This window comes from uncultured Tateyamaria sp., from assembly GCF_947504105.1.
Taxonomy (GTDB): domain Bacteria; phylum Pseudomonadota; class Alphaproteobacteria; order Rhodobacterales; family Rhodobacteraceae; genus Tateyamaria.
Genome location: NZ_CANNGP010000007.1, coordinates 1 through 26,805, shown reverse-complemented (window position 1 = coordinate 26,805; position 26,805 = coordinate 1). Strand labels below are relative to the sequence as shown.

Here is a 26,805-nt window from a genome sequence, read left to right as displayed (position 1 = left end):
CCCTTGTCGGCGGGCCATGTCCGTGCTTATTCATCTATCAGACGCAGATGCACGAGCTTCTGCCTTGCAACAGCGTCCCATCCACAAGATCGCCAAGAGACTGTGACACGCAACCAAGATGATGCGGCACGGGCGATCATAAAGAGTTATGCCAGAGAGCTATATATCCATGAAGTCTTCGAGATCCCGGTCCCGGTCCAAGAGCAACCGCAACCGCAATTCCGGTGGAGGTGGCGGCAACGTCGTTAACCGCGTGTTCGACAGTTCCGGCCCCGAGGGCAAGGTGCGCGGTACACCGCAGCAAATCATCGACAAGTACAACCAGTTGGCGCGCGATGCGCAACTGGCCGGTGACCGCGTCGCAACCGAGAACTTCCAGCAGCACGCTGAACATTACCTGCGCATGCTGGCCGAAGCCCAACGCGAAATTGAAACCCGCCGAGAAGAACAGGAGCGGCAGAACCGCGAGCGTCAGGCGGAACGTGACCGCGAGCGTGCCGCCCGGCAGGAACAGGAATCGAACGTTGCTGATCCCGCAGAGGCGCCGCAGCCTGACGTTGTCGAAGCAGACGGCGAAAGCGCTCTGGTGGAAACACCGGAAAGCCAGCCCAAACCGAAACCGAAATCCACACGCAGCCGCACGCGCAAGCCCAAGGCTGAGCCAGTGGCGGAGCAGCCTGAGACACCGCAACCTGACGCGGATGGTCCAGCGCCGGAAGCTGCCGAGTAAGTCTTGCCAGATATTCGAAACGGGGCGTGCCAGTGGCGCGCCCTTTCTTGTTTCAGCCTTTGGCCACTTCACGTGCAAGGGCGCAGAACCCTTCAAGCGGCACTTGCTCCGCCCGGTCTGTCGGCTTGATCCCGGCAGTGATCAGCCGGTCTTCGATGTCCGGTGCCGTGCCCTTCAACGCGGCACGCAGCATTTTGCGCCTTTGATTGAAGGCGGCAGCGACCACACGGCTCAGAACGGCCGCATCTGCCTCGAACCTCGGGGCGGGCAGGGCCGTCAGATGCACAACGGCGCTGGACACCTTGGGCGGTGGTGTAAACGCACCCGGCGGCAGCGACATGACGATCCGTGCGTCAGACCGCCACTGCGCCAGCACAGCCAGGCGCCCATAGGTTTTCGAACCCGGTTGCGCAACGATCCGGTCGGCCACCTCGCGCTGAAACATCAGCGTGAGCGACTGCCAAAAGGGTGGCCAAGTGGGGGGTGTCAGCCAACGTACCAAAAGCTCGGTGCCGACATTATAGGGCAGGTTTGCCGCCACCCGGATCGGTGGTGTCAGATGCGCCAACGGGTCAATGTCAAGCGCGTCGCCTTCGATCACCTGCAACTGCCCGGGATAGCGTTCCGCGATCTCGGACAATGCAGGCAGGCACCGCGCGTCCTTTTCAATGGCCAGCACCTTGCGTGCGCCTTCGGACAGCAGACCGCGGGTCAGCCCGCCGGGGCCGGGACCGATCTCGAGCACGTCTGATCCGCTCAGATCTCCAGCCTGCCGGGCGATCTTGGCTGTCAGGTTCAGGTCCAGAAGGAAATTCTGCCCCAGCGACTTGCGCGCGCTCAGCCCGTGGGTCGCAATCACATCGCGCAGGGGGGGCAGATCATCAATCGCACTCATGTGCCACCTGCCATCTGGTGGGCCAGCTTGATTGCTTCGATCATACTGGTCGGATTGGCGATGTCGCGCCCGGCGATGTCAAAGGCCGTGCCGTGGTCGGGTGAGGTGCGGATGATGGGGAGGCCCAGCGTCACGTTCACGCCGCGGTCAAAGTCCAGTGTCTTGATGGGGATCAGGGCTTGATCATGGTACATGCAGATGGCGGCGTCATACCTGCTGCGCACTGCGGTGTGGAACATCGTGTCGGCAGGCCATGGGCCGGTAACCGCGATACCCTCAGACGCGATCTCGGCAACGAGTGCTTCGATCCAGTCCAGCTCCTGACGTCCCATTTTCCCGCCCTCGCCAGCATGAGGGTTCAGGCCCGCGACGGCAATGCGGGGATCGTGAATGTGGAATTGGTCGCGCAGGGACTGCGCGGTGATCGAGATCGTGGTGCGCAGCAGGTCGGGCGTCAGGGCGTCGGGCACATCCTCCAGCGCGATGTGAATCGTGGTCGGGACGACACGCAATGCGTCCGAGGCCAGCATCATGACTGCGCGCGGCGCCTGTGTCAGCGCCTCTAGATATTCAGTGTGGCCGGGATAGGCGAAGCCAGCGCCGTCCATCAGCACTTTCTTGTGGATGGGGGCCGTGCACAGGGCAGAAGCAATCCCGCTGGTGACAAGGTCCACACCGCGCGCAATCACGTCAATGACACCTTGCGCGTTTTCCAAATTGGGCTGACCAGCCGTGGAAGTGGCCGGGAAATCATGTCGCAGGACTGGAAGCGCTTCGGCATTACCCGCTTCCGCGCATTGTGTTACCTCAGTCCATCGGATGCCGTCCGGCAAGTGGCGCGGGTCACCGATCCAGACCATGGGCACATCATGTCGGAGCGCTGCCCACGCCTTGGCTGCGACTTCGGGGCCGATACCCGCAGGTTCGCCGCAACAGATGGCGACGGGAGGGGGGGTCATTCCAGGATGCGGACGTCTGCTTCGGCGCGCAGATCGGCCAGCAGCGTTTCGGAAAACGCGTTCAGGCGCTGGTTCCGCAACTGTGTGGCGATGGCATTGCGGTCGATGACCTGATCCTCTTCCAGCGCCGGCGTGCGGCCACAGAGCATGAGGAAGACCAGCGTGTTGCCACCTGCACGGGTCAGCGTTGTCGATACTTCGCCAGGGTCAAGCTTGGCGAGTTCGATGGCGATGTCGTCCGGAATCTCTTCGGGCGGCAGGCTGCCGCGGTCCAGCACGTTTTCCGGTTGGCCCTGCGCAATGCCATAAAGGTCATCGCAACGATCCACGCGGGCAGAAATGGCACGGGCCTTTGCCAGCCCCTCAGGCGTCCGACCGCCATTGATGTAGTAGGCCGCGTATTCAATGGATGCAAACGTCCGCTGAGGTGCTTCGGTTTCGCGGATATCGCGCAACTGGAACAGCGCAACTGCATTGGGGATCTGCAGTGGCGCGGTCACCTGACCTGGACCCAATGCCAAAAGAAGGGGGCGCAGGACCGAGGGAAGGTCGCTGATCGGGGTCCAAGGCAAATGGCCACCGGCGCCACGTGACGCGGTTGCAGAAAAGCGGCGTGCAAAGTTCGAAAACTCTGCTTCCGATGTGGTTTGTGAAATGGACTCCGCCTGTTCAAGAACGCGCTCGGCTTCGGCTGGCGGAGCAGGAATGATGATCTCGGACACCAACACCTCGATGCCGGAATTGCCGCGTGCGGTTGCAACGGCGCGGTCGATTTCAAGATCATCGATTTGCACCCGACTGCCAAAGCGGGCCCGGATGTAGTCGCGCCAGACCAAAGACACGTTCACGAAGTCGCGGAAGGTTTCCTCGGCGATGCCCTCGCTCGCAAGGCCTTGCACAAATTCCTCGGTCGAAAGCTCGGCGCGTGCCGCAAAGTCGCTTAATCCCTGTGCCAACTCTTCCGGGCCAAGAACGATACCCGCCTGGCGCGTTTCAGTCTCTCGCAGGCGGTCCCGGATCAATTCTTCGATGACCTCGGCGCGACTGCTGCCGCTTGCGCCCAGCACCCGCAGAAATCGCTGACGTTGCTGCACTTCAAATTCCGAGATTATGCGCTGATCAACCTGCGCCACCGGGGCAAAGAGGTTCTGTGCAGACACCTGCACCGTGCACAGTGCCAAGGCACATGCAGCAATCACCGATTGCCGAATTCTCTTACCGCTCATTTCGCCCGCTTTCCGCATGATCGTGTTTCTACCCGGTCCCCGGTGTTCACCGAAAACCCGCGCAAGGACACTGATAACCCCAGACTGGTCGAGGGCTCAAGAGTTGTCGAGTCCGCGAAGCTGCGATTGACTGACAGCCCCACGCGTACGCATTCATTTGTATAGGCAATTCCAGCGCCCGCGGTCGCGGCACGCCCCTCATCCAAATCGTAGCGCCAGTTGGCACTTGCGGTCCAGAACCGGTCAATCTTGTACGCGCCGTCAAACGTGACTTCACCAATCGGGGAGGGCAGGTCGATGTCCTCATCTTCCGAGATCCACACGTAGCTGCCGCCGATGTCCAAGCGCTCACTGCTCCAATCGCCGCGGATCTCCGCTTTGGCCACGTCAAAGCTTTCGTTGAACAATGTACGACCCGACATCGCAAGTCCGCCGTCAAATTCCAGTTTTCCGGCCAGCAGAAAGTCAGACGTTGTGCCGGAAAGCCCCGAGGTTTCATTGAAATCGGCTTGTGCCTCTTCCCGCAGCACCTGTGCTGCCGTCACGGACGCAGACCATCCATCCGGATCAAGCCGCGCCCAGGTGCCGCCATAGGCGACGGCCCAGCCGCGTTCCCGTCTGTCCGGGGCTGGAAAGCGGCTGAGCGACAGCAGGTTGCCCTCGTCGAACTCAACCCGGGTACTTTCTTCATTTGGAACGTTCAGGCCATCACCACCAACCCATGACAACTGAACGAGCGGCTCAAAGAACTGGCGCACCCCGTTGTTTCCGCGCCGCACAAGCGGGTAGCGCAGGGTCACACCGACTTTGGGGGCCAGTCCACTATCGTCGTCAAAGGTGGCATCGTCGGTGACCCGAATAACGTCGCCTGCAACACCAAGATCGGTCTGTAGTTGCAAACCGCCCAGTTGATATGTGCGCAGCCATTCCGCCTCGAAATTGAAACGCAGGACATCACGCCCATCAACGATGCCGTCTCCGTTGGCGTCGAAGTTCACATTCGAGGGTCGCTCGTGCCCATGCGCTTCTGCTGACAAGCGGATCTCGCCACCAATAAGGCTTGGGTGAAAGCGTCTTTCATAGAGCACATCAACCACATCCGAGGGCAGCAGATCGTCATCCTCATCATCCCGCAGCGACTTGAAATTGACATACGAGAGCTCGATGAACTCATCCCGACGTGTGCGGGAAACTTGGATCGTGCTATCCAGCCGGTCTTTGCCAAAGAAGCCGTAGTCGTTGAGGTAGGAATCATCCGATACGGATTCGAGGTCGAATTCGAGTACGAAACCACGATTCAAGGCAAATTCACCTGCTGCAAACAGATATCCACGCTGATCATCGGGTTGTAGTTCGTCGTCCGAATATGCGCCCTGCACGATGATCCGCCCGCGCTTGAATGCCTGACGGTACCGGAATTCAAGCGTTCGGGTGTTGCTCGCCAAGTAGGGTGTCAGCGTCAAATCCCTTTGATCGCCAATCTTGATGAAATACGGAACCCTCAGGCCGGTGCCCAGGCGCGAATTCGACCGTATTTCGGGAAACAGGAAGCCGGATGCCCGGTCGAGCGTCGGGTCTGGAAGCCGCAGGCGCGGTAGGTACATGATTGGCGTGTTCCGCACACGCAATTGCGCGCCATCAAAGTAGAGCTGGCGCGCCTCCTTATCATGCACAACGCGCTTGGCTCTGATCTGCCAAAGGGGCGGGCGCGGGTCATCCTCGCAAATTCGGCAGGACGTGACGGCCGTCTTGTAAAGTTGGGTGTAACGTCCGCCCACACGGTTCATCTGCACCGATGCCAATTGCAACTGATCATTCAGGACAAGCCGGGCGCCCGTCAGCAGCCCGTTCTGAAGGTCTTCGCTCAACTCCGCCTGGCTGGCCAATATGACGATGCCCGCACCATCGTCGATCACGATGGGCCCGGTGATGGTCAGTGCCCCGGTGTCCGCGTTGTATTCGATCGACTGGGCATTCAACCGTGTGGTGCCTTGAAAGGCCTCAACATTGCCGCGGGCGATCAATCTGCGATCACGTGTGACTTCGATGTCGTCAGCAACCAGTACAGCCGGCGCCGACTGGGGTGTTGGTGCATCTGGCTGCGCCTGTGCGTTGGCGTATCCAGCTGCACCGAGCAGTAGAAGTGCAACGGTGATGATATGTCTGATGATCATCCGCACGTCACCCATCTTCGGCCTGCAAGAGCAGGCCCAGCGCAAGCAGAATGGAAGCAACGGGTGGTGCCCATGCTGCCAAAAGCACTGGTATCTGGCCGTTTTCGCCCAGTATCTGTGCAAAGCTCCGGATGAAATACAAACCAAACCCCAGCAACACCGCAGCCAGCACAGCAGTGCCGGTGCCCCCAAATCGGGTATGGCGCATCGTGAACGCTGCGGCAACAAGAACCATGCCCATGAGGAAGAATGGGCGGGCCAGTTCGGATTGCATCCACACGACATGTTTGCGTGCGGAAAAACCGGCCTGCTCAAGTTGTGCGATAAACTCAGGCATATCCCAGATTGACACGCCTGCCGGTGTGCCAAGACGCTCACGTATGCCTTCAAGCGTGAGCGTCGAGGGAATTTCGAGGACCGCCTGCTCAACTGCATTTGCCTCGGGATTGATTCCGGTTGCGAGCGGCCATGCCTTTGCATTGCGCAACGACCACGCACCGTTCCGCAGCGCCGCGCTGTCGGCCTCTATTCGGCGAATGGGGCCGCCGCCGCGCGCATAGGCAACGAATGTCACATCATAAAGCACTGACGCGTCGGCATTTGATCGTGCGGCCCGGATGACGGTCTGGCCCATGTCACTCCCTTGCCGCAGCCAAAGCCCTTCTTTGGAGATCGATACCGCCGAGACGCCGCCTGACCGGTAAGTTTCGGCGAGAGTGGCATATTGCTTGGACGTGGCCGCCACGATGGGACCCAGCGTCGTGGTCGCCAGAATGCCGATAACGATGGACACGGCCACAGGGCTCAGAAGTGAGCGCAATGCCGACCTTCCGGCAGCGCGTGTAACCACCAGTTCGGATGATCGGGCCAGCGAAATAAAAAGTGCGACCGTGCCAAGGATCATGATCAGCGGTAAAATCTGATTGAGCGTTTTGGGGACGTTGAGCAGGGTAAGCCCAATGCGTTGTCCTAACCCAACGCCGTAGCCCGCGAAGTCGCGCGTCTGTTCGATCAGATCCACCAGAACAACCAAGGCCATGAGAACCGCAGCAATTGACAGCAAGGCCAGTGCGAAACGTCGCGCAAAATAAAGGTGCAGGATCATGCGGCCCGACCTCGCTTCCTGCGCAGTCGAGCACCACCGCCCGCGGTGAACCAGAGCAGTCCCATGATCAGAACCAATCCAATGGCCGACGGTGTGTATAGAATTGGCCACATGCGCGCATCCGCCAGCACCGGACCTGACAGCGTGCTGCGCATGCCATCGAGTGCGATCAGTAGCAGAAAGGCGATCACAATCTCGCGCCACACGCCAAAGCGCGAATAGCCGCCCACCAGAAGTGTCGCGAACCCGATCATCGCTGTCACGAAGCAAAATGCAGCACGTGCGAACCTGTTGTGCACTTCCTCAGCGATGGAACCAGGGGTCGTTCCAAGGGAATCCGCCAGCGAATCCCAGCCAGTCATCATTAGGTCGGTCCGCAGGAATCGCAGTGATGGGGCGATTTGTTCGTCCGTGCTCATGAGCGTGGAGATATCGAAGGAAAAATCCTGGAACTTTGCCGTCGACAGGCGATTGTCCGAGGTCGCAAGACGCTGGGCAAGACCATCCACCATGATCAGCGATGTGCCCTCGCCATTTCGTATCAGATATGCCTCGGCGGCGGTATAGATCACACGCTCATTGGGAGCGCGGCGATCAGCGAGAAAGACGTCCTTCAGAACGCCATCTTCACTGATGGCACGGGTGTAAAACGTAACGCCTGCGGTGGGGCTCAGAAATGCGCCTTCGGTCAACAGACGCGAGGTGACATTGCGCGAAATTTCGATTTCGCGCTCGGACAGCTGTTCGCTGGCGGCGGGTACAAGCACGTGGCTGAGTACGGACATCATCAGTGCGGAAATCAGTCCAAAGACGGCAACCGGCCTTGCCAGCCGCCACGGGGATGATCCCGTGGACTGCATCACCGTCAGCTCGCTTTCATTGTTCATCCGGTTGGTCACGTAGACGGCGGCGGCAAAGGTCGCGATGGGCAGAACGGTGGTGATCAGGCGTGGCAGGCCAAGGGCCGAGAATTCCAGAAACACAAGCGCCGTTTGACCGTCGCCAATCAGGCGATCAAACAGTTGTACGGCCCGGTTGATCCAGAACACGGCCACCAGCACAAGGGCGAAAAAGCCAAAGAGCCACAGAAGCTGTGACAACATATAGCGGTCAAATCTGACCAAGGGCCCCCCCCGGTTGTGTCTTCTTGTTGCATTTGGACGCGGCAGCGTGTGCCGCGAACCTACCCCAAGGGATCGGCGGGGAAAACTCCTAAACTGTCCAATGTGCTGGTCAGCCCGGCAACGCCGGGTTACGTCTGTTCCAAACAGAACACCGGAGCACATGATGACTGACCTGACCCCCGTCACCTTCACCGCAACAGATCTGGACGCCCTTGCAGGCCACGAAGGGCGGGTGGCCGTGATTGTCACGCCTGAAGGCAAGCTGGAGCAAAGCGCGCGCCGCGCAAACCGGCTGACCAAGGGGGCGGTTCAGCGGTTCGTCGACAGTGCGGGTTTTGAGAAGGTCAAGGCGGGGCAGGTCACCACGTTCAGCTGGCCTGTCGGGCTGGCGGCAGAGGCGCTTGATGTGATCTGCCTGCCGCGCAACCATTCCGTTGAGGAGGCCCGCAAGGCCGGTTCCGCCTTGGGCAAGGTGCGGGGCGGCAAAGCCGTACTGTTTGCTGCCGATGGCGCACGGCGGGTGGCAGAAATCGCCTTTGGTCTGACACTGCGCGACTACGATTTTTCGGCCCACAAGACCGACGCCGAGGGCAACGATACCGGCGTCACGGTCATGTGCTCGAAACCGGATGACGCCGAGGCGGCCGCAGGCCCTCTCATGGCGATTGCCGAAGGCACATTCATGACCCGTGATCTGGTCAACGAACCCGCCAACGTGCTGACCACGACCGAGTTCGCAAATCGTCTGGTCGAGATGAAGGATCTTGGACTTGATGTCGAAGTTCTGGACGAGGCCGCGTTGGAGAAACTGGGCATGCGCACGCTCTTGTCCGTGGGGCAGGGCTCTGACAGCCCGTCAAAGGTGGTCGTCATGCAGTGGAATGGCGGCGCGAAGGGGGACGCCCCACTCGCTTTGGTCGGCAAGGGTGTCGTGTTCGACACAGGCGGTATCAGTCTGAAACCTGCGGCTGGCATGGAAGACATGACCATGGATATGGGCGGTGCCGGCGTGGTCGCAGGCACAATGCGCGCGCTGGCCAAACGCAAGGCCAAGGCCAATGTCGTGGGGCTGGTCGGGCTGGTGGAGAACATGCCGTCGGGCAATGCGACACGGCCCGGAGATGTGGTGACCTCGATGAAAGGTGACACGGTCGAGATCATCAATACCGATGCCGAGGGGCGTTTGGTGCTCTGTGACGTGATGTGGTACGCGCAAGAGCGGTTCGAGCCTGCAGGCATGGTTGATCTGGCCACGTTGACCGGGGCGATCATCATCGGTCTGGGCCACGAGAATGCGGGTGTATTTTCCAACAACGATGACTTCTGCAACGCCTTCCTGAAGGCGGCGCAAAAAGAGCACGAAGGCGCATGGCGGATGCCATTGGGCAAAGCCTATGATGAGATGTTGAAGTCCCGGATCGCAGACATGAAGAACATTGGTGGTCGACCTGCAGGGTCGGTGACCGCGGCACAGTTCCTGCAGCGTTTCGTGAAACCGGACACACCCTGGATCCACCTGGATATTGCGGGCGTTGCCTCGGTCAAGTCGACGACGGCGTTGGCACCCGCGGGTGCGACGGGCTGGGGGGTGATGGCACTGAATCGCCTTGTGGCCGATGGATACGAGACGGAGTGATATGGGGGCTGCCTATTTCTATCATCTGACGCGTCGACCGCTCGAGGACACGCTGAGCATGCTTCTGGGCAAGGCCCTGCAAGCGGGTTGGCGCGTTGCCGTGCGGGGGCCGGATGCGGGGCGTCTTGGGTGGCTGGATGAGAAACTGTGGCTGGGTGCGGACGAAGGGTTCCTGCCGCATGGCATGGCAGGCAGTCCGCATGATGCAGATCAGCCGGTCCTGCTGACCACCGGACCTGCGTCCAATGATGCCACATGCGTGATGACCATTGATGGGGCCGAGATCACGGCCGAGGAAGTGGCAAAGCTGGATCGCGTGTGCGTTTTGTTCGATGGCAATGATCCGGCTGCGTTGGACGTCGCCCGCGCGCAATGGAAGGCGTTGAAGGATGCGGGTGCGTCCGCGCAATACTGGTCCGAAGAAAGCGGTCGGTGGGAGAAGAAGGCCGAGACCTGATGGGTGCGAGATTGTCCTGAGAAAATCTTGGCCGTCTAGCGGCTGAGCCTCATCTCTCCACCCGTGATTTCGATGCGGCCCCAGCGTTGAAGGTACCCCATTCCCAGCAATGATTGACCCAGCTCGCCATCATTGACGACGGCGGGGACATTCGTGTCTTCGTGGGCCCCGATCGTCACCGTATCAAGACGTACGGGGGCAGTACGCACCTCACCGTTGGCCGTGGCGGCGCGGCCCAGAAAATGCAAATTCGCCGGGTCCAGTCCGGCGGCGGCGGCATCGGTGCGGTTCAGCACGATATCCGTGGCCCCGGTGTCCACGATGAAATCGGTGGACTGACCGTTGATGTCGAGGGTCATATAGTAATGCCCGTCAAAGCTGCGCGGGATCGTGATGGTGCCGTTGTCGTCGAACCGGGTCTGGTTGGCCATCAGGTCGTCCTGGATGTCGCCCCAAAGGCCGACAACCGCAACGGCGCCAATAAAGATCAGTGCCCAGATCGCTGCCATTTGCAGTGTCTGCCCGAGTTTGAGTTTCGAGGTCAGAAGAAACCCGGCACCCAGCACCAGCGCGAAGGTTCCCAGATAGACCAGTTGTGCAATGTTATCGCCGCTCATGAAGCTCATATAAGGCAAGTTGGAAGATGTTTCAGCCCGGTATAAGCCCGAAATTACGCAGACCGTCCAGAACGAACTGAACCGAAAGTGCTGCCAGCAACATGCCAAGAAGGCGCGTGACCACGGTGATTCCCGTCTTGCCCAACGCGCGTTCCAGCATGCCCGATGCAAGAAACAGCAACATGCATACACCCAGAACCAGTGCTGTGATCGCCAGCACCAGCGCCAACCCTTCGACCCCCGGTTTCTGACCGGTAAGCAGGATGACGGATGCGATCGCACCGGGGCCGGCGATCAATGGTATGGCGAGGGGGAAGACCGAGGGGTCATCCTCGTTCTCTTCGGATTGATCCTCGCGCCGTTTGGTCCGTCGTTCGAACAGCATGTCGAGCGCAGTGAGAAACAGCAGAACGCCGCCCGCGACACGAAAGGCGGGCATGGAGATGCCGACAAACCCCAAAACAGCCTCGCCAAAGAGGGCAAAGACGATCAGGATGATCATCCCGATGGTGCAGGCCCGCAAGGCGATGGCGCGACGCTGGCGTTCGGGCACACCCTGGGTCAGGGCCACGAACAGAGGCGCCAGGCCAATGGGGTCGATCACCACGAACATGGTCACAAAGGCGGTGATAAGAAAGGCGGTGTCGATCATGATGTTTTCAGATTGGGCGCCTTCGGCGCATTCGATTTTTGGTATTGGGGCTCTGCCCCAAACCCCGGAGTTTTTCGGGCAAGATGAAGATGTTTACATGCGCTCGGCTGTTTCCAGCTTTTGCATATCTTGCATCCAAAGGCTTTCTGCGCGGTCGAGCGCATCCATGACCTCGGCGTATTTCTTTTGCCAGACTTCCATTTCGCCGATCTTGCTGTCCTCGTAGAGCTCGGGGTCCGCCAGCTTGTTGGCGAGCTTGTCGCGCATCTGGTTCAGCTTTTCCACCCGCGCTTCCGATTTACGTGCTTCCGACCGAAGGGTGAGGATCGTGTCACGGCTGGGTTTTTGTGGTTTGGGCGTTTGGGGTTTGGTGCTCTTGGCCGGTCTGCCGTCACTCAGCAGCAGTTTGCGATAGGCCTCGAGATCATCCTCGAACGGTTTGACTGTGCCGTTTGACACCAGCCACAGGCGGTCTGCCACCAGTTCCAGAAGGTGCATGTCATGGCTGACCAAAATCACGGCACCCGTGTAGTTGGTCAACGCCTCCACCAACGCTTCGCGGCTTTCGATGTCGAGGTGGTTGGTGGGTTCGTCGAGGATCAGCATGTGTGGGGCGTCGAGCGTCGCCAAGAGCAGCGACAGCCTTGCCTTTTGGCCGCCTGACAGCTTGCCGACAACTGTGTCTGCCTGCTCGGCCATCAGTCCGAAGCCGGACAGGCGCGCGCGCCATTTGGCAGGTGTCTCGGCTGGTCGTTCCCGGCGCAGGTGATCGAGCGGGGTTTCGTCGATGTGCAACTCATCCACCTGGTGCTGCGCAAAGTATCCGATCCGCAGCTTGGATGATTTGGTCATCTTGCCGGACATGGATGGCAGGCGATCGCTGAGCAGCTTGGACAAGGTGGATTTGCCTTGGCCGTTTTTGCCCAGCAACGCGATGCGATCATCCTGATCGATGCGCAGGTTCAGTTTGCTGAGCACGGTGGTGTCGCCGTAGCCGGTGCTGGACCCGTCAAGGTGGATAATCGGCGGCGACAGTTCCTCGGGGTTGGGGAAGTCGAACCGTTTCAGCCCGGCCTCTTGTGGCGTTGTAATCGGCTGCATCTTGGACAGCGCCTTGAGCCGCGACTGCGCCTGCCGCGCCTTGTCGGCCTTGTAGCGGAAGCGGTCCACATAGGATTGCAGGTGCGCGCGCCGGGCTTCCTGTTTCTTGGCCATCGCGGCGGCATTGGCCAGCTTTTCGGCCCGTTGCCGCGCGAACTGGTCGTAGGGGCCCTGGTAGTAGGTCAGCTTGCGGTCCTCGAGGTGCAGGATCGCGCCCACCGCCCGGTTCAGCAAACCACGGTCGTGGCTGATGATGACGACCGTGTGCGGGTATTTGGCAAGGTAGGATTCAAGCCACAGCGCCCCTTCGAGGTCGAGATAGTTGGTGGGCTCGTCGAGCAGCAGCAGGTCGGGTTGGGCAAAGAGCACGGCGGCGAGGGCCACGCGCATCCGCCAGCCGCCAGAGAAGTCGGCGCAGGGTTTCAGCTGATCTTCGTCGTCAAAGCCGAGGCCCTTCAGGATCGTCGCGGCCCGCGCTTCGGCGGACCAGGCGTCGATGTCCGCCAGCCGCGTCTGGATTTCAGCGATGCGTGTGGCGTCGTCCGTCTCTTCTGTCAGAAGGGCGGCACGCTCGGTATCAGCGGCCAGCACGGTATCCAGGAGGGATGTGTCAGACGCGGGCACTTCCTGTGCCACGCCACCGATCCGCGCGCCGGAGGGCAGGGCGATATCGCCCGATTCCAGCGCCAATTCGCCGCGTATGAGGCGGAAAAGCGTGGTCTTGCCCGTGCCGTTGCGGCCCACAAGGCCAACCTTGTGTCCCTCGGGGATCACGGCGCTGGCCCCTTCGAACAGGGGGCGACCGGCAATGGCGTAGTTGATGTTTGATATTCGCAGCATGGCGGCGCTCTAGCAGAGCGTTGCGGGCCGTGCTAGCCCCTGCGGATGACCAAGCCAGCGCCCCATCTCTTGACCCTTGTTTTGCTGACGGCGCTGAGCGTGCTGACACTGAACATGTTCCTGCCGGCGTTGCCGGCGATGCGCGAAGCTTTTGGCGTGTCGGATGCGGTGATCGGGCGGTCCATTTCGCTATACATGATGGCAGCGGCGGTCTTGCAGCTGCTGCTTGGCCCGCTATCGGACCGTGTTGGGCGGCGGCCTGTGATCCTTGGTCTTTTGACACTGTATGTGCTGGCGTCGGTGCTGTGCCTGTTGGCGCAGGACATCACGCTGTTCCTCATCGCGCGGACCGGGCAGGCGGTGGCGGTGGGCGGCGGCATCCTCGCCTCTGCCGTCGTGCGCGACATGTATGATGACCGCCTGGCGGCGGCCAAGCTGTCGTTGATTGCGTCTGCCATGGCCATCGCACCGATGCTCGCCCCCATGTTGGGTGGGCTTCTCGAGGCGGCGTTTGGCTGGCGGTCGGTATTCGTGACCTATGCGCTGCTTGGGGCAGGGTTGCTGCTGTGGTGCCTGCGCGATCTCGGTGAGACGCATGCACCGGGACCGGGGCGGCGGCTGCAGGTGGGCGCACTTTTGCGCGCGCGGCTGTTCTGGGCGTATGTCGGGGTGCAGGCACTTGGTGTCGGCACGTTCTACATGTTCCTGACCGGGGCGCCATTCGTCGCTGCGGATGTATTTGGTCTGGAGCCCGCGCAGATCGGGATCGCATTGGGCTCAACGACCGCGGGTTTCATGGCGGGGGCTGCTGTGTCTGCGCGGCTGGTTCAGCGACTTGGGCCGATGCGCCTGATCCTTGTCGGGCGGGTGCTGCCGATCCTGGGGTTGGGTGCGGCATTTCTCTATTATGCCGATGGCGGCGCGTTGGTGTTGCCGCTGTTCCTCAGCACTGTGACGGTGGGCATTGGAAACGGGCTGTCGCTTGCCAATGCCAATGCGGGCGCGCTGTCCGTTCGGCCCGACCTGGCGGGCAGTGCTTCGGGTCTGAGCGGGGCGGTGGCACTTGGTCTTGGGGCCGGGCTGAGCTGGCTGACAACGGCCGTGCTGGGCGAGGGTGCCACGCCCGAGGGCTTGCTGTTGTTGATGCTTGGGACCCTTGGGTTGGCGTTGGCAATGGCGGTCGCCGCCGCCGTCTGGGAGCAGGACGAGACAGGGGTTTCCAAGCCGAAAACCCCATGATACGGGGGCCCAGAATTTCGCGCCGGGACGGTCCCGGCTGCGGCTGACAGGAGACACTCATGGCCCTCGAGCGCACCTTTTCCATCATCAAACCCGATGCAACCCGCCGCAACCTGACGGGCAAGATCAATGCCAAGTTCGAAGACGCCGGTCTGCGCATCGTGGCGCAAAAGCGCATCCACCTGACCAAGGCGCAGGCGGGCGAGTTCTACAAGGTGCACGCCGAGCGTCCCTTCTATGACGAGCTGTGCGAATTCATGGCCTCGGCCCCGATCGTGGCGCAGGTTCTGGAAGGCGAAGGCGCTATTGCCAAGAACCGTGAAGTGATGGGCGCGACCAACCCTGCCGATGCGGCCCCCGGCACCATCCGTGCCGATTTTGCCGAGAGCGTTGGCGAGAACTCGGTCCACGGCTCCGACGCGCCCGAGACGGCCGCGGTCGAGATCGCGTATTTCTTCTCGGGTCTGGAGCTGGTGGGCTAAATCACCCGCACATGCCGTGCAGAGACAAGACACCGGCGTACCCCACGGGTGCGCCGGTTTTTTTGTGGCTGATCAAAGGTCAATCCAGCGTGCGCGCAACGGTTGTTGCTTTGTCAGGGATTACATGAGTTAAGCTTCGTAAGTGTCTGCAGATAATGTACTTCTATAGCCTCTCTTGCGCACCTCATACACCGGTCTTGGGGGAAAGACGGCCCAGACCACGAGATATGGCGGTGCGAGAGTTGTTGGATGTTCGGACTTATGTCACGCCACTGCTTCCCGCAACGCAGCACGGGGTCAGGCTTTGGCAATGACGCCGATTTCATTCAATGTGCGCTCGAAATCGCTCAGGCCCTTGTCGAAGGCTTGGGCCTTGATCGCATCGAAACGTTTGCGCAGCGTCTTTTTCTCATCGCCCTTGCAGTCGTTCCAGGGACGGCCCTGCAATCCCATGACCAACACGTAGTAGCCGATGAAATGCGGGCGCACGCCGGACCGTAACAGGCGGGCATAGGCCTCGTCGGCACCAAGGGTGCGCAACGTGTCTGCATCCGGTATGCCCGCCTTGGCACAGGCGGCATCCATGGCAGGTCCAAGGTTGCGGATCGAGGAAACAGGGTCGCTCATGCCGGCAGGTTAGCCGCAGCGCGGGGCCCTGTCACCCGGCGATCAGATACTGGCGTAGTCCGTGAAGTAGGGGGTCGGCTTGGGACCCTTCTTGGGGGGCTTTGGACGCTCTTTGCTCGACATTTTACACCTCATACATTTGAACACACCGCGTTCGTGCGCGCGGTCATCACAGCCCAGCACGGAACTGTGCCGCTGGGATGGTTCAAATGTGGCAATTATGTGGCGTGTTGCAGCGTGTATTGTGTTGTTTGTGAATAAGGGTGATCGGGCGTGCACATTACATTCGGGAAACCCGGATGGTTGACGGCATCGGGCCAACCCTGCGGTTCCAGCGCCACGCCGGTCAACGGTGCGATGTCTGCCTCGGGGATCGTCGGGAGAAAGGCCCCGGAATAGACCTGCAGCCCCGGCTCGGTACTGGCGATCTGCAGAATGTGAGAGGGCGTTGTCAGGATTGCGATGGGCACGGGGCGCTCTCGCGGCTCCTTTGCAATGCAGAAGTTGTGGTCAGTGTTTTCGTTTATCGCCCGCGCCGTGCGGTGATCAAAGGGCGTATCGGCAACGGGCGCGATGGTGCCGGTCGGCAGGTTGGCGTCATCCGTGGGCAGATAATGCGTTGCGTCGATGAGCAGCTGATGATCGGGCGTGACGCGCCAATAGGGGTGATGCGCGATAGAGGCAGGCGTGGGGGCATCGGTCGTCATCGTGATCCGCAGCGTCAGCGTGTTGTCCGCCACCTCGAACCACAGATCGATGTCCCGGTTTCCCGGCAAACCGCCATGTCCGTCGGGCAGGTGGTGGGTGAACTGCAGGGCGGCACGGTCCTGTGCTGCGACCGTCCAGACGGCACGGTCCAGCCCGTCCGGGCCGCTGTGCAGCGCAGTGCTTCCGTTTTCGTTGCAGGGCATATGGTGCACCTTACCGCCGATGGGCACCTGCCCACCACGCACGCGATTTGCCAGTGGGCCGACGATGGTGCCGCCATAGGTATCGCGCAGATCCTGGGTTACTGCGTCATCCACATCAAGAACAAGGTTCGGCCCCTTGTCGAAATACAGGTTGCGCATCCGCGCGCCATCGGGATCGAAGGTGGCGATAAGGCGGTTGGACCGGATCGTGTAGGTGCTGCTCATCCGCGCACCATGGCAAAGTGGGCGGTGGGGTGCAAATATGGTTTGGGTTTGCAGAGCGATGCCATGTCCAACGGCAGCAAATCACGCACACCCTTGCTTGTTTGCAATCGTTGGCGTTGCGGGACGGAGCACCCCTTCGCTGTGGGCGCACCAATGACCGCTTCCGAAAGTCGACACCAAACAAAACGTATGAGTTCTATCACTTCCTTATAGCTGAGTGGATCTGGAATATGCCTTACTTGGGGTCAGGACCCACTGATTTCCTTAGTGCGGCGTGATTCACGGGTCGAAAATCGAGCGGTGATATGAGCGACCTATACTGGCTGAATGACGCGCAGATGGCACGCCTGACCCCTACTTTCCCAAGTCCCATGGCAAACCTCGCGTCGACGATCAACGCGTACTCAGCGGGATTATTTTCTTCAATCGCAATGGTTTATGCCGGTGTGCGCCCAAGGAATATGGTCCTCATAAGACCCGCTACAATCGCTGGAAGCGATGGAACGAGAAGGGTGTCTTTGCCCAGATCATGATGGGCCTGGCCGCTGAACACGGCGAGGAAAAGACGGTCATGATTGATGCTACCTATTTGAAGGCACACCGCACCGCGACCAGCATGGGCGTCAAAAATGGGCACGCGGGCGTCTGATTGGCCGGACCAAAGGCGGTATGAACACAAAGCTGCATGCGCTCTATCGCCAAAGCCAAATCTATGACCGTGAAGGCATTGATCTGGATCGTTCCACGATGGCCGATGGGGTTGGCCGTTCAACGGCACTTCTTGAACCTTTACGGATGCGTGTCAGCACGCGACGGCGAACAGCCAAAAGAATTTTGTCCGGCAGCGGGTCGTGCTCCTCCCATTCGCTCTGAGCAGTTTTGACGACAGATGCGGGCAACGTGAGTTTCTCAAAGGGATTGAATGCTTGGCCGCGTAAGTCGAACTCCGTGATGCCGACGGTGATCATCGCCTTAATGCTGTTGATCTCTCTTGCAACCGATGCCGGGGAGAGAACACCCTTGCCGCTGGCCTTGCGAGCGGAAAGAAGATCATCTCGAACCTTCCGGGCATGCTCTCGTGTAAGAGCGATCAGAGGCAGACTTGCTAGTGGGCCCAACGAGGTTTCGAGCCGATGCTTGATCTTGTTGAAGGTGTTTCTTGCGGACTTGCTTGGGTTCTCCCCGAGGCGCTCTTTTCTCATACACATTGGCGGCATCCGCTAGTGTTGCCGGGGGCGGTGCGGCGTGCGGCTGTGAGACGGCACGATATAGAAGGGGTTCGCCTTTATCGCGCTCGATCTGCTCCGCCGCGATCTGTCTACGTTCTTCGTCTCCACCGTCTCCAAGTTGGTCAACAACTGCAACTCTCACGGACCTAATCAAGTCTTCCGCCTCAGCCCGCATGTCTTCCCATTTTTCACGCTCAGTGCGTGGGTCATCGATGCTAGACCATGCCATTTGCTTGTAGCGTGCCATGCCACTATCGCCAAAGGCCTCGGGCGAACCATCACGAGCATCTTCCACCAACCGCGCGAAGGCGGCCTGCAGGGCGCCGTGCTCTGCAACCATTGCGGCACTCTCTTTCTGAACTCGCAGACGGCAGCGAAAATACGGCTCTTTCGACGAAGGGTATAGGTGTTTTAGGTCTACAGGGATGCGTCGGTTGTAGACGAGTTTCCCTTTGTTGGTCGTTACGTTGTCTAGTTTCATCAGCAGTGCCATGATTGGATGTATCCCCAATGTATCCCGCAATGTGGCCCTCGGGGACACCGCAAGCCTTTGTTTCTACGGCTTTCAATGGGATAGATGGAGGAAAATGGCTCCGGCGGTAGGGATCGAACCTACGACCAATTGATTAACAGAAAGCCAAAGGCGCGGGGATAGGTTGTGTGGGTATCCCCGTAATTTCAAGTAAAACGACGGTAAATCAGTATTTTATGTGGATATTGGCTGCGCTTATCCCCATTGTTGCGAGTATTGATTTTGGCCTTTCCCCGTACCTAATTCGGCGATCACGTCGAACCTTGACTCACGATAGTTAATTGGTAACTTTCGTTTTGTGCAAAGTCAATTGCGAGGTTCGACGTGCCAAAATTGAAGCTGACAAAAGCAAGCGTGTCCAAGATTGCGCCGGGGTCCGGTGACTGGTTCGACACCGATCTGACCGGGTTTCATGTTCGGGCGGGTGCGAAGTGGAGCACGTACCGTGTGCGAGTCTCGATTGGCAAAAAGGTGTTGGTCGCGACCATTGGGCGGGCTGACCAGATGGGCATTGATGAGGCCCGCAAGGCGGCACAGATCAAGATTGGCGAGTTGCTAAAGTCTCAACCGCAATCGACCAAACAAGTTAAGGGCGATGCGCTGACATTCGGCACGGCGCTTGAAATGTACTTGGTCCGTTGCGAGCAACAGAACCGCTCACCTGTCACGATCAAGGGCTATCGCAGCCATGCTAAAAAGCACCTGTCTGACTGGCTGGATGTGCCGTTGATAGAGCTAGGCAATGACCGCCCACGGGTCGAGCAACGGTTCTTCAAGGTGACTGACACCAGCGGCCCCAGCATGGCCAATGCCGTCATGCGCGTATTCCGCGCTGTCTATACCTACGCCATGCGCCGCTATCCCAATTTACCCGTTGCCCCAACCATCGTGATTGAGTGGCACAAGGACAAACCTGTGAAAGCGGCGTACAGCCCTGATGAACTACCGGACGTGGCCAAGAGCCTGCTTGAGATTGATGGACGCCGCCAGACCCGCGCTCACGTCCATTTGCTAGCATTCCTAACCGGGTGTCGTGGCGGTGCTCTGAAATCAGCGACATGGGACAACTATGACCGCGAGGGGCGCACGCTCTATCTGCCCAACCACAAGGGCAAGCCGCACACAGTCAGGCTGTCCGACGCGCTGGTGTCATTTTTGGACATGCGCAAAGAGCTGGTGCCAGCCAATGCCCAGTTCATCTTTCCGGCGTTCACGAAAGAGGGCCACGTCGAAGACGTGCGAATGCCGTTGCCGCAGAGCAAGCGCATGGCTGAATATCGGGCATCCCGAGACATCAAATCGAAAGAGGTGGGCACTCACGTCTTTCGTGACACCTATATTTCGCTGTCCCGCGCTGCTGGGGTGGGCCGCGATGACTGCAAACGCTTGGTCGATCATAGCATTCAGCAAGACGCCCACGCGGGCTATGAGTCCGACGATGCAGCCCACGATTACCTTGTGGCCCAGCAAGAAAAAATGTCGGCTTACCTGCTAGAGCAAGCGGGGCTTGGCGCTGACTACCGTTTTGCTCAAGACGACGTGCTTGCCCACCAGATGATCTAAGGGGCGATCACCGCTGATTTGCTATGGCAGATCGTGGCGTGTTATCCTGTCGCCGACCGACGCTAAAGCTCTTCGATCTCAAGTTTCCTTCTCCGGTCAAAAGCTGCGGATGAGACGTGGCAAGGCAATCCTGCCATGACCCGGCCCAAATCCAGATCGTCAATGGTCTCTGGGCCAAATGTGAGAAGGAAGCAGAATGCTGGATACAGCATTGAAAACTGAGTCACGTGCTCAGACACCCCCACAGCTTTGGAACGAAACAGAATGCTCTGAGCGATTGTCTGCGCTTGGCATTTTGCGCAGTGTGCGCACCCTGCAACGCGGTCGCAAAGGGCAGGCTGATTGCCCGCAGCATATCAAGATTGGTGGTCGGTACTTTTACCGCGCTGATCATGTGGCGGCATGGGCAAGCCGTAAGCTCAACGGGTGTATGCAATGACAGATCAAAGAAAAGCCCCCGCAGCTATGACAAGGGCTGCGAGGGCGAACAATGGAGAACCCGAGACAGGAAGTGATCTTGAAACAACCTGCAAAGGAAGACATCCATGAATATAGATCGTCAAAATCACCAAGCCAAATTGCTGGCGGCATTTGGCGAGTTTCCCGAATTTGAGGGGCGCTTTGTGCCGCTTGACGGAAAGCGACCCGTTTCAAAGAAATGGAACACATCCAAAGGGCTGACGCTCAAAGAGGCCAAGGCTCGTTTGGATGCGGGCCAGAATGTCGGGATTCAGCCGCCCGAGGGCTGGGCAGTTATCGACTTTGATCCGCGCAATGCGGATGACGCAGAGCGGACATTCAAGGCGTTTTGCCATGATTTCGGATTTGATCCGGCCAAGTATTTCGAAGTCACCACGGGGTCGGGTGGCAAACACTGGTATGTCAGGACTCCGCTTGGCTTGAAGCTGTGCGGCAAGGTGAAAGGACACCCTGCTTTTGACATTAAATCCGGGTCCGGCCAATGCGTGGCCCCGGGGTCGATACATCCAAACACAGGCAAGCTTTACCGCGTGACCAGCACCGTTGATCTGTGTGACGCGGGCGACACCCCTGCAAAGCTCCTAAAGGCGCTGCAACGCGCTGATACTGACGCCGTCTCTGGCCAAGGTGGCGATTACAACTCGGACCAGCTGCGCGACATGCTTACCGGGCTGGACCCCGTAGGTTTCCGAGCACATGACGCGGCGCACGGCGAACCCGCTTGGCTACCGTTGATGCAGGCTTGCCACCATGCAACAGCGGGGACAGGCCGCGAAGAGTTCATTGCGTGGTCAATCTCGGACCCCGAATACCGCGATCAAGGCGAAGTCATTGGCCAGAGATGGGACAGCCTGTCGGACAAGCCGGGGGCGGTCACGGCTTCCTACCTGTTTGCTCAATTGAAGCGTGTGCGGCGCGATGACCTGATACCGCTTCCCGATCTGGATTCCGACTTTTCCGAATTGGAGGGCGAAGAGGAAACACAGGCCCAAACCGAAAGCGATCTGCCGCAGCCGCATCACCGTTTTGTCGAAGGCCGAAAGCGTGCCCGCTACCTCTTGGACAACATGATACCTGCGCAAGGCGTTGTGAACGTGTTCGGCAAGCCCGGTGATGGGAAGTCAACTTGGGTCTACTCGCTGGTATGGGCGCTTGCTGAGGGCCGCAAAGAGTTCATGGGTAAACGTTTGCGCGGCAACGGCCCCTTGCCTGTGCTGTATCTTCCATTCGAAGGGCGGGCGTTGCTGGATGAGCACCATATCGCACACGCGACCCATTTCGGCACTCAGCCGGAAACCCTGTTCTTGCCACGAACCGACTATGACCTGCGCACCCGCGATTCAGATGGTTGGAAGAAGCTGGGCAAGCATGTGAAGGCATTGGGCGTTAAGGTGGTGATCATCGACACGCTGTCTCAGGCTATTGGCGGGGAGGATGAAAACGGCCAAGGCGCTGTGGGCTTCCTGTCCGCCCTCACAAAGCTGGCAAATGACAATGACCTTTGCGCGATCTTTTTGCACCACCCGACCAAGGCTAACCCGCGTGACGCGCGGGGTAGCGGTGCGCTCACAGGCAACGTCGATAACCAGCTCTTTGTTTCTGGTCGCGGCTGTGTCGAAATTCAAAAGGACAAACTGCGCGGCGTCAGCGGGGTGCAGCACCATTTCGCGTCAGAGCTGGTCACTGTTCCCGACGGGGTGGACGAAGAGGGGGAAGAACGCTTTGTGCAGGGCGTTGTCGTCACTTCTGGTGTTGATGCAGAGCCAAGCCGTTTGGAGCATCAAGGTGTCTATGACGCGCTCGCGGATTGGATGTTGGCGCGGGATGAAGGCCCGATGAGTCCGCGTGCGATCTGCGGCAATGCCCGGGCGTTTGGGGCATCCAGTTCGGCGGTACGCGATGCAGTGTATTCCGATGAACTTGCAGGCGGCGTGCTCACGTCGAACGATTGCGTTTTGCGATCTATCCCCGGGAACAAGGGCGGTTGTAAAATTATCTTGGAGGCCATGATTTAAGTGTGCGGGGCGGTGATACACACTTTTTGTCCCCGTTTCGGGATTTGATCGTGCAAGTGTGCGAAGTGTGCAAACCCTTCGCCACACACTTAAATTCAACCTAAACAACATGTTACGAGATACTCAGATCAAGTGTGTGGAAGTGTGCGAAACAAGCCCGCACACTTACGCCCAAGGCAATCTTGAAGTGTGCGAAGTGTGTGGCTTCCATAGAAGCCACACCGCACACTCAAAGCAGGGTGAAAATTATGGATTTTGATTTTGGGCGGGAAAGGGCATTCTATCCCCGCAAGTCATCAACAGAGGGGGGCAAATGAGGCGTTACATCTCAGTTGCGTTGCTGTCGGTCATTGGGTCCACAGCCATTGGGCAAACCGTTTCTGATGAGGCTTTGGCCGAATGTCAGGCTGCGAACAGTCGGTTCACCAGTGTCGCTGATTGTTTGCCCGCTACTGACGTTGCAATCACGATGCTTGCTGCGACCCAATCAGAAGAGCTCTACGGTGAGGCAGGCGGGCGATTGGTGGAAGCGTGCGCCGAACTGAATGACAATTCGATTGGCGCATGGGCTTGCGTCAATAACGCTATATCTGACGCCGTTGAATTGCTTGGGATGGTTGGTTCTGCCGACAAGATTGACGATCCAATGTTTCAGGGCATTTCTGATCCGGCATTGCTGGAGCGTATCGAAGAGCGTGAAGACGAAGAGCAATCGAGGTTCGGGCGGCGCATGTGGGGTGGCAACATGTACCAGCCGTTGCGCTGAGCAATTCGAAAGGTAAACTCACCTGTGCCCGCGCGTTCTTTTCTCTGCTGGCGGGGTCGGTTTACCTAGGTTGGAGCTGTTTTATGTGAATCAGCTTTACATCTGAAAATGATACATTTTTGCACCTAATAATATTTATTGTATCAATTTACTTGACGCTATTTCGAATCGCTTGCGGTCAAGTCGAATCAGACGAATGATTTATAGTTAAATGGTTTTGAGGTTTAATCTCTGAATATCAATAAGTTATAGATATTGAGGTTCAATTCGGGTTCCCGATCTTGTCGAATCACAGGCGTATACCCCTAAAAATTTGTCAAGCTCTATTTTGCCTAGGGTCCTTCAATCTTTGAACGCGAAACGCCCTAAAAGACCCTCCGAAGTCCAGATTTGCACGCCTCAAACGGCCCCGTTAGGCCGTCATGTGCCCCGCGATCACCGCAGATTCGCTATCGAGTAGGTCGATTTGTTACGATCCAGCCAAGTTGTTTTCAAGCTGGACAAAAGCAAAATGCCGACCGTCAAACACTATCCCGCGTCAGAGCGCAGCAAAATAATCGCCGCAGTCAAACGCGGGGTGTCAGTGACCACACTTGCCGAAAAGCACGGGATTACTCGGGCTTCCATTCATGGGTGGTTGCGCGATCATGACGAATGGCAGCGCCTCAAGCGATCTGGGCAGATACCCCCAGCCATTTCCCGGCACCTTGCCGCGATCAAGGCCGAAAACCGGGCGCTGCAAACCAGAGTTGCCCAGCTGGAAGCCCAATCCGATGCAATGGGGATGATTTGACATGGCCAGACCCCGGAAAAAGCTGGATGCGCGTTTGCTGCGCAAAGTCGAAAAGTGGCTCTTGAAAGAGGAAAAGCCGCTTTCCTTCGTCTTGGGCGAATTAAAGCTGACGGTGAAACAATGGGAAATTGTCGTGGAAAACGACGCGGCGTTGCGTGACGTGTTGGACATGCTGGCACTCAAAGAGCAAGAATTGCTCTTGAACACCATCAAGACCAGCAAGCAACACGCCGTCACTGGGGCCATTTTCTTGGCCAAGAGCCGTCACGGATTTGTTGACAACCACAAACCGGAACCGACCGAAACAAAGGTCAACGTGCAGGTGATGTTGCCGCCCCCGGCCAAGTCAGACGCTGAATTTGCGCGGCTGATCAATCCGCCTAGCTACATCGAACCTACACAAGTGATCGAAGACGCGGTGTTGGTGAGTGAACCGCCCCAGTTGGACGGGGAGGATTTGATTTGAGCACCGTCTATAGGCCAACCGAGTTTCAAACGCGCGTGCTGAGCGTGCCTGTGGATTGCGACATTGCCCTCTTGGGCGGGCGGGGTGGCGGCAAGAGTTGGGCACTGGCATGGCTCATGTTGCAGCACATCCAAGCCTATGAGCAACGCGCCTCAATCCTCTACGTGCGGAAGGAATGGCCGGGGCTGCGCGACTTTGAAAAGGTGCTCTTGGAGCTGGTCAAAGCCGCGTACCCGGATGCGACCTACAATCTGAAAGACATGATCTGGCGCATCCCGAACGGTGCAACCATCGAAATGAGCCAATGTTCGACGATCACGCAGAGCTACGGCAAATTGCAGGGCCGCAGTTTCAGCATGGTCATGGTGGATGAGCTGGGCTTGTACCCGGATTTCTCTGTGGTGGACACGCTTCGATCCAACCTGCGTGCGTCAAAGGGGGTGCCCACGCGAATGGTCATTGCCGCCAACCCAAACGGGGCCAACCACAGCGGCATTCTCAAACGCTATGTGCGCAAACTGGAGCCGTGGAAAATCAGTTCTTTGCCCGGGATTGCCGAACGCATCATCCATTGTCCCAGCACGTTCCGCGACAATCCCCGCTTGAACCGTGCCGAATACGAAACCCAACTGCGGCAATCTAGTGCGGGGGATGAGGGGCGTTTGGCGGCGTGGCTGGATGGCGATTGGGAGTCGGGCCTGTCCGATCTGTTCTTTTCGTCCACCTTCGACGAAACCCGCAACGTGGTGCCCAGCGAAGAGGCTTTCCCAGCTTATTGTAAGCCGTTTCTGGGGGCTGACTGGGGCACGTCCAAGCCAGCCTATTGTGGCCTGTTTGCCCGCGCTCTGAGGCCCATACAGATGGGTTCACAGCACATCGCCAAGGGGTCAATTATCTTGGTCGATGAGGTCCACACGCAAAGCGGTGACGATCTGAATAGCGGCGACGGCTCAACGGTCGAAGAGTTCGCCGTGCCCATTATGAGCATGTGGGAGTCTTGGGGTTTGCCCGGGCGACCCAAGGGCGTTTGCGATGATGGTATCTTTGCCAAGTTCGGTGGTCGCAATGCGCCGTCGGTCGCTGATCAATTCCGAAACTGCGGGGTGACGTTCAACAAAGCGGGCAAAGGGTTCCGGCGTGGTGGTTGGGAATTGATGCGCTCTATGCTCAGCAACGCCGGGACGGACAAGCCGGGGCTGTATTTCACCGACTTGGCCGGGTACGCGCTGTCTACAATCCCGTTTCTGCCCCGCGATCCACGCCGCAGCGATGATGTGCGCAGCGACGGGCCAGACCACGCGGCGGACGCAGTGCGCTACGCCTTGCTTGGGTCGGGCACGGTCGAGAAAAAGCAGATTGGCTCATACTATGGTCGCACGGCCCATTCCCGAGAGATTGAAGGGGTGGAACGGGCCGTTTGGGTTTAGGACTCTTGATCCACTGGGTCGGGATCATAGTCTCCTGTTTGAATTTTCTTTTGGGCACGCTTGAAGCACCATTCTGGTGGCGTCAGCGAAACCAATCGAGCCTTATCCAGATCATCAAACGCAGACCGCGCCTCTTTTTCGAACAACTCTGGAGAACCTTCGCTCCAAACCCGGCCCGCGCGTCCAAGCCGACCTTCGACGTTCTTGAATTTTGCGGCTTGCTCCGAGTAGGCTTCGATTGTTTCATCCAATTTCAATGCCTTAACAACTGCGGGTAATAGTACGCCCGCCAGAGTTAGGCCAGCAACCACCGGGGCAGGCCAACCGAAATCTGAGACGATTGAGCTTGCGGCCACGGTGCTACACGCTACGGCTGCGAACCAGATCAACGCACGCCAAAACCGCAGGCATCGTGAGCGTCCGTTGAACCCGACCTAACGGTGCCATTCGGTGTGCGCTAAGTGTCCATTAAAACAAGTGGACACTTAGAGGCGGGTTTATGGGTAAGCGACGGAAGCGTCGAAGCTGGTCGGA

General features: G+C 58.8%; 24 protein-coding genes and 1 pseudogene. 12 read left to right on the top strand and 13 right to left on the bottom strand.

The window, feature by feature from the left end; translation table 11 throughout:
* Positions 1 to 169 precede the first annotated feature (169 nt).
* Complete coding sequence (locus tag Q1A75_RS06510; protein ID WP_299545863.1) at positions 170 to 730, top strand: DUF4167 domain-containing protein; 561 nt, start codon at positions 170 to 172, stop codon at positions 728 to 730.
* Between the two features lie 52 nt (positions 731 to 782).
* Here the strand turns inward: Q1A75_RS06510 and rsmA are convergent, their stop codons facing one another.
* From rsmA to lptF, 6 genes are read right to left on the bottom strand one after another with little or no spacing between them, the layout of a single operon-like run.
* Positions 783 to 1,625, bottom strand: coding sequence for a 16S rRNA (adenine(1518)-N(6)/adenine(1519)-N(6))-dimethyltransferase RsmA (rsmA, locus tag Q1A75_RS06505; RefSeq protein ID WP_299545861.1), 843 nt, complete (start codon positions 1,623 to 1,625; stop codon positions 783 to 785).
* A complete protein-coding gene (gene pdxA, locus Q1A75_RS06500; protein WP_299545859.1) occupies positions 1,622 to 2,584 on the bottom strand; it encodes a 4-hydroxythreonine-4-phosphate dehydrogenase PdxA in 963 nt (320 codons plus the stop codon). Before pdxA ends, rsmA begins: the two co-directional genes overlap by 4 nt.
* The gene (locus Q1A75_RS06495; RefSeq protein ID WP_299545857.1) at positions 2,581 to 3,810 is read right to left on the bottom strand and encodes a peptidylprolyl isomerase; all 1,230 of its coding nucleotides are present in this window, start codon (positions 3,808 to 3,810) and stop codon (positions 2,581 to 2,583) included. The genes pdxA and Q1A75_RS06495 overlap by 4 nt, the downstream gene beginning before the upstream one ends.
* On the bottom strand, positions 3,807 to 5,984 hold the full coding sequence (gene lptD, locus Q1A75_RS06490; RefSeq protein ID WP_299545855.1) for an LPS assembly protein LptD: 2,178 nt from the start codon (positions 5,982 to 5,984) through the stop codon (positions 3,807 to 3,809). Before lptD ends, Q1A75_RS06495 begins: the two co-directional genes overlap by 4 nt.
* A 7-nt stretch (positions 5,985 to 5,991) precedes the next feature.
* Complete coding sequence (lptG, locus tag Q1A75_RS06485; protein WP_299545853.1) at positions 5,992 to 7,089, bottom strand: LPS export ABC transporter permease LptG; 1,098 nt, start codon at positions 7,087 to 7,089, stop codon at positions 5,992 to 5,994.
* Positions 7,086 to 8,192 carry an LPS export ABC transporter permease LptF gene (gene lptF / locus Q1A75_RS06480; RefSeq protein ID WP_299545851.1) on the bottom strand — a complete coding sequence of 369 codons (1,107 nt, stop codon included), beginning with the start codon at positions 8,190 to 8,192 and terminating at the stop codon, positions 7,086 to 7,088. The genes lptG and lptF overlap by 4 nt, the downstream gene beginning before the upstream one ends.
* Positions 8,193 to 8,376: 184 nt before the next feature.
* Between lptF and Q1A75_RS06475 the strand changes: the two genes are divergently transcribed.
* Entirely contained in the window at positions 8,377 to 9,849 is a 1,473-nt protein-coding gene (locus Q1A75_RS06475; RefSeq protein ID WP_299545849.1) for a leucyl aminopeptidase, read from the top strand.
* Position 9,850: 1 nt separating this feature from the next.
* Positions 9,851 to 10,306, top strand: coding sequence for a DNA polymerase III subunit chi (locus tag Q1A75_RS06470; RefSeq protein WP_299545968.1), 456 nt, complete (start codon positions 9,851 to 9,853; stop codon positions 10,304 to 10,306).
* 35 nt (positions 10,307 to 10,341) lie between these two features.
* Here the strand turns inward: Q1A75_RS06470 and Q1A75_RS06465 are convergent, their stop codons facing one another.
* The 3 genes from Q1A75_RS06465 to Q1A75_RS06455 all read right to left on the bottom strand — a co-directional run bounded on the left by Q1A75_RS06465 (position 10,342) and on the right by Q1A75_RS06455 (position 13,516).
* On the bottom strand, positions 10,342 to 10,923 hold the full coding sequence (locus Q1A75_RS06465) for a TIGR02281 family clan AA aspartic protease (protein WP_299545847.1): 582 nt from the start codon (positions 10,921 to 10,923) through the stop codon (positions 10,342 to 10,344).
* A 31-nt stretch (positions 10,924 to 10,954) separates the two neighbouring features.
* Complete coding sequence (locus Q1A75_RS06460; RefSeq protein WP_299545845.1) at positions 10,955 to 11,575, bottom strand: MarC family protein; 621 nt, start codon at positions 11,573 to 11,575, stop codon at positions 10,955 to 10,957.
* Between the two features lie 93 nt (positions 11,576 to 11,668).
* Positions 11,669 to 13,516: an ABC-F family ATP-binding cassette domain-containing protein gene (locus Q1A75_RS06455; RefSeq protein ID WP_299545843.1), complete on the bottom strand. Its 1,848-nt coding sequence runs from the start codon at positions 13,514 to 13,516 to the stop codon at positions 11,669 to 11,671.
* A 45-nt stretch (positions 13,517 to 13,561) separates the two neighbouring features.
* On the opposite strand from Q1A75_RS06455, the gene Q1A75_RS06450 reads away from it, so the two are divergent.
* On the top strand, positions 13,562 to 14,755 hold the full coding sequence (locus Q1A75_RS06450; protein WP_299545841.1) for a multidrug effflux MFS transporter: 1,194 nt from the start codon (positions 13,562 to 13,564) through the stop codon (positions 14,753 to 14,755).
* Positions 14,756 to 14,814: 59 nt separating this feature from the next.
* Positions 14,815 to 15,237, top strand: a complete 423-nt coding sequence (gene ndk, locus Q1A75_RS06445; RefSeq protein WP_299545839.1) for a nucleoside-diphosphate kinase — start codon at positions 14,815 to 14,817, stop codon at positions 15,235 to 15,237.
* 297 nt (positions 15,238 to 15,534) lie between these two features.
* Here the strand turns inward: ndk and Q1A75_RS06440 are convergent, their stop codons facing one another.
* On the bottom strand, positions 15,535 to 15,864 hold the full coding sequence (locus tag Q1A75_RS06440; RefSeq protein WP_299545837.1) for a TfoX/Sxy family DNA transformation protein: 330 nt from the start codon (positions 15,862 to 15,864) through the stop codon (positions 15,535 to 15,537).
* 218 nt (positions 15,865 to 16,082) lie between these two features.
* Positions 16,083 to 17,000 (bottom strand): galactose mutarotase, encoded by a 918-nt coding sequence (locus tag Q1A75_RS06435; RefSeq protein ID WP_299545835.1) that lies wholly within the window; start codon positions 16,998 to 17,000, stop codon positions 16,083 to 16,085.
* A 305-nt stretch (positions 17,001 to 17,305) separates the two neighbouring features.
* Here Q1A75_RS06435 and Q1A75_RS06430 point away from each other — a divergent pair.
* A pseudogene (locus Q1A75_RS06430) lies at positions 17,306 to 17,792 on the top strand (transposase); the annotation flags it as partial.
* 258 nt (positions 17,793 to 18,050) lie between these two features.
* On the opposite strand, the gene Q1A75_RS06425 reads toward Q1A75_RS06430, so the two are convergent.
* Positions 18,051 to 18,722, bottom strand: a complete 672-nt coding sequence (locus Q1A75_RS06425) for a hypothetical protein (protein WP_299545833.1) — start codon at positions 18,720 to 18,722, stop codon at positions 18,051 to 18,053.
* Positions 18,723 to 19,085: 363 nt separating this feature from the next.
* Between Q1A75_RS06425 and Q1A75_RS06420 the strand changes: the two genes are divergently transcribed.
* From Q1A75_RS06420 to Q1A75_RS06395, 6 genes are all read left to right on the top strand, one after another.
* On the top strand, positions 19,086 to 20,324 hold the full coding sequence (locus Q1A75_RS06420; protein ID WP_299545831.1) for an integrase family protein: 1,239 nt from the start codon (positions 19,086 to 19,088) through the stop codon (positions 20,322 to 20,324).
* 545 nt (positions 20,325 to 20,869) lie between these two features.
* Positions 20,870 to 22,819, top strand: coding sequence for an AAA family ATPase (locus tag Q1A75_RS06415; protein WP_299545829.1), 1,950 nt, complete (start codon positions 20,870 to 20,872; stop codon positions 22,817 to 22,819).
* Positions 22,820 to 23,132: 313 nt separating this feature from the next.
* Positions 23,133 to 23,585 carry a hypothetical protein gene (locus tag Q1A75_RS06410; RefSeq protein WP_299545827.1) on the top strand — a complete coding sequence of 151 codons (453 nt, stop codon included), beginning with the start codon at positions 23,133 to 23,135 and terminating at the stop codon, positions 23,583 to 23,585.
* A 511-nt stretch (positions 23,586 to 24,096) separates the two neighbouring features.
* Complete coding sequence (locus tag Q1A75_RS24270) at positions 24,097 to 24,378, top strand: transposase (protein WP_366142183.1); 282 nt, start codon at positions 24,097 to 24,099, stop codon at positions 24,376 to 24,378.
* Between the two features lies 1 nt (position 24,379).
* The gene (locus tag Q1A75_RS06400; protein WP_299545823.1) at positions 24,380 to 24,844 is read left to right on the top strand and encodes a hypothetical protein; all 465 of its coding nucleotides are present in this window, start codon (positions 24,380 to 24,382) and stop codon (positions 24,842 to 24,844) included.
* Positions 24,841 to 26,271, top strand: a complete 1,431-nt coding sequence (locus tag Q1A75_RS06395; RefSeq protein WP_299545821.1) for a terminase family protein — start codon at positions 24,841 to 24,843, stop codon at positions 26,269 to 26,271. Before Q1A75_RS06400 ends, Q1A75_RS06395 begins: the two co-directional genes overlap by 4 nt.
* Here Q1A75_RS06395 and Q1A75_RS06390 read toward each other — a convergent pair.
* Positions 26,268 to 26,522 (bottom strand): hypothetical protein, encoded by a 255-nt coding sequence (locus Q1A75_RS06390; RefSeq protein ID WP_299639263.1) that lies wholly within the window; start codon positions 26,520 to 26,522, stop codon positions 26,268 to 26,270. The two genes, Q1A75_RS06395 and Q1A75_RS06390, sit on opposite strands and share 4 nt — an antisense overlap.
* Positions 26,523 to 26,805 lie beyond the last annotated feature (283 nt).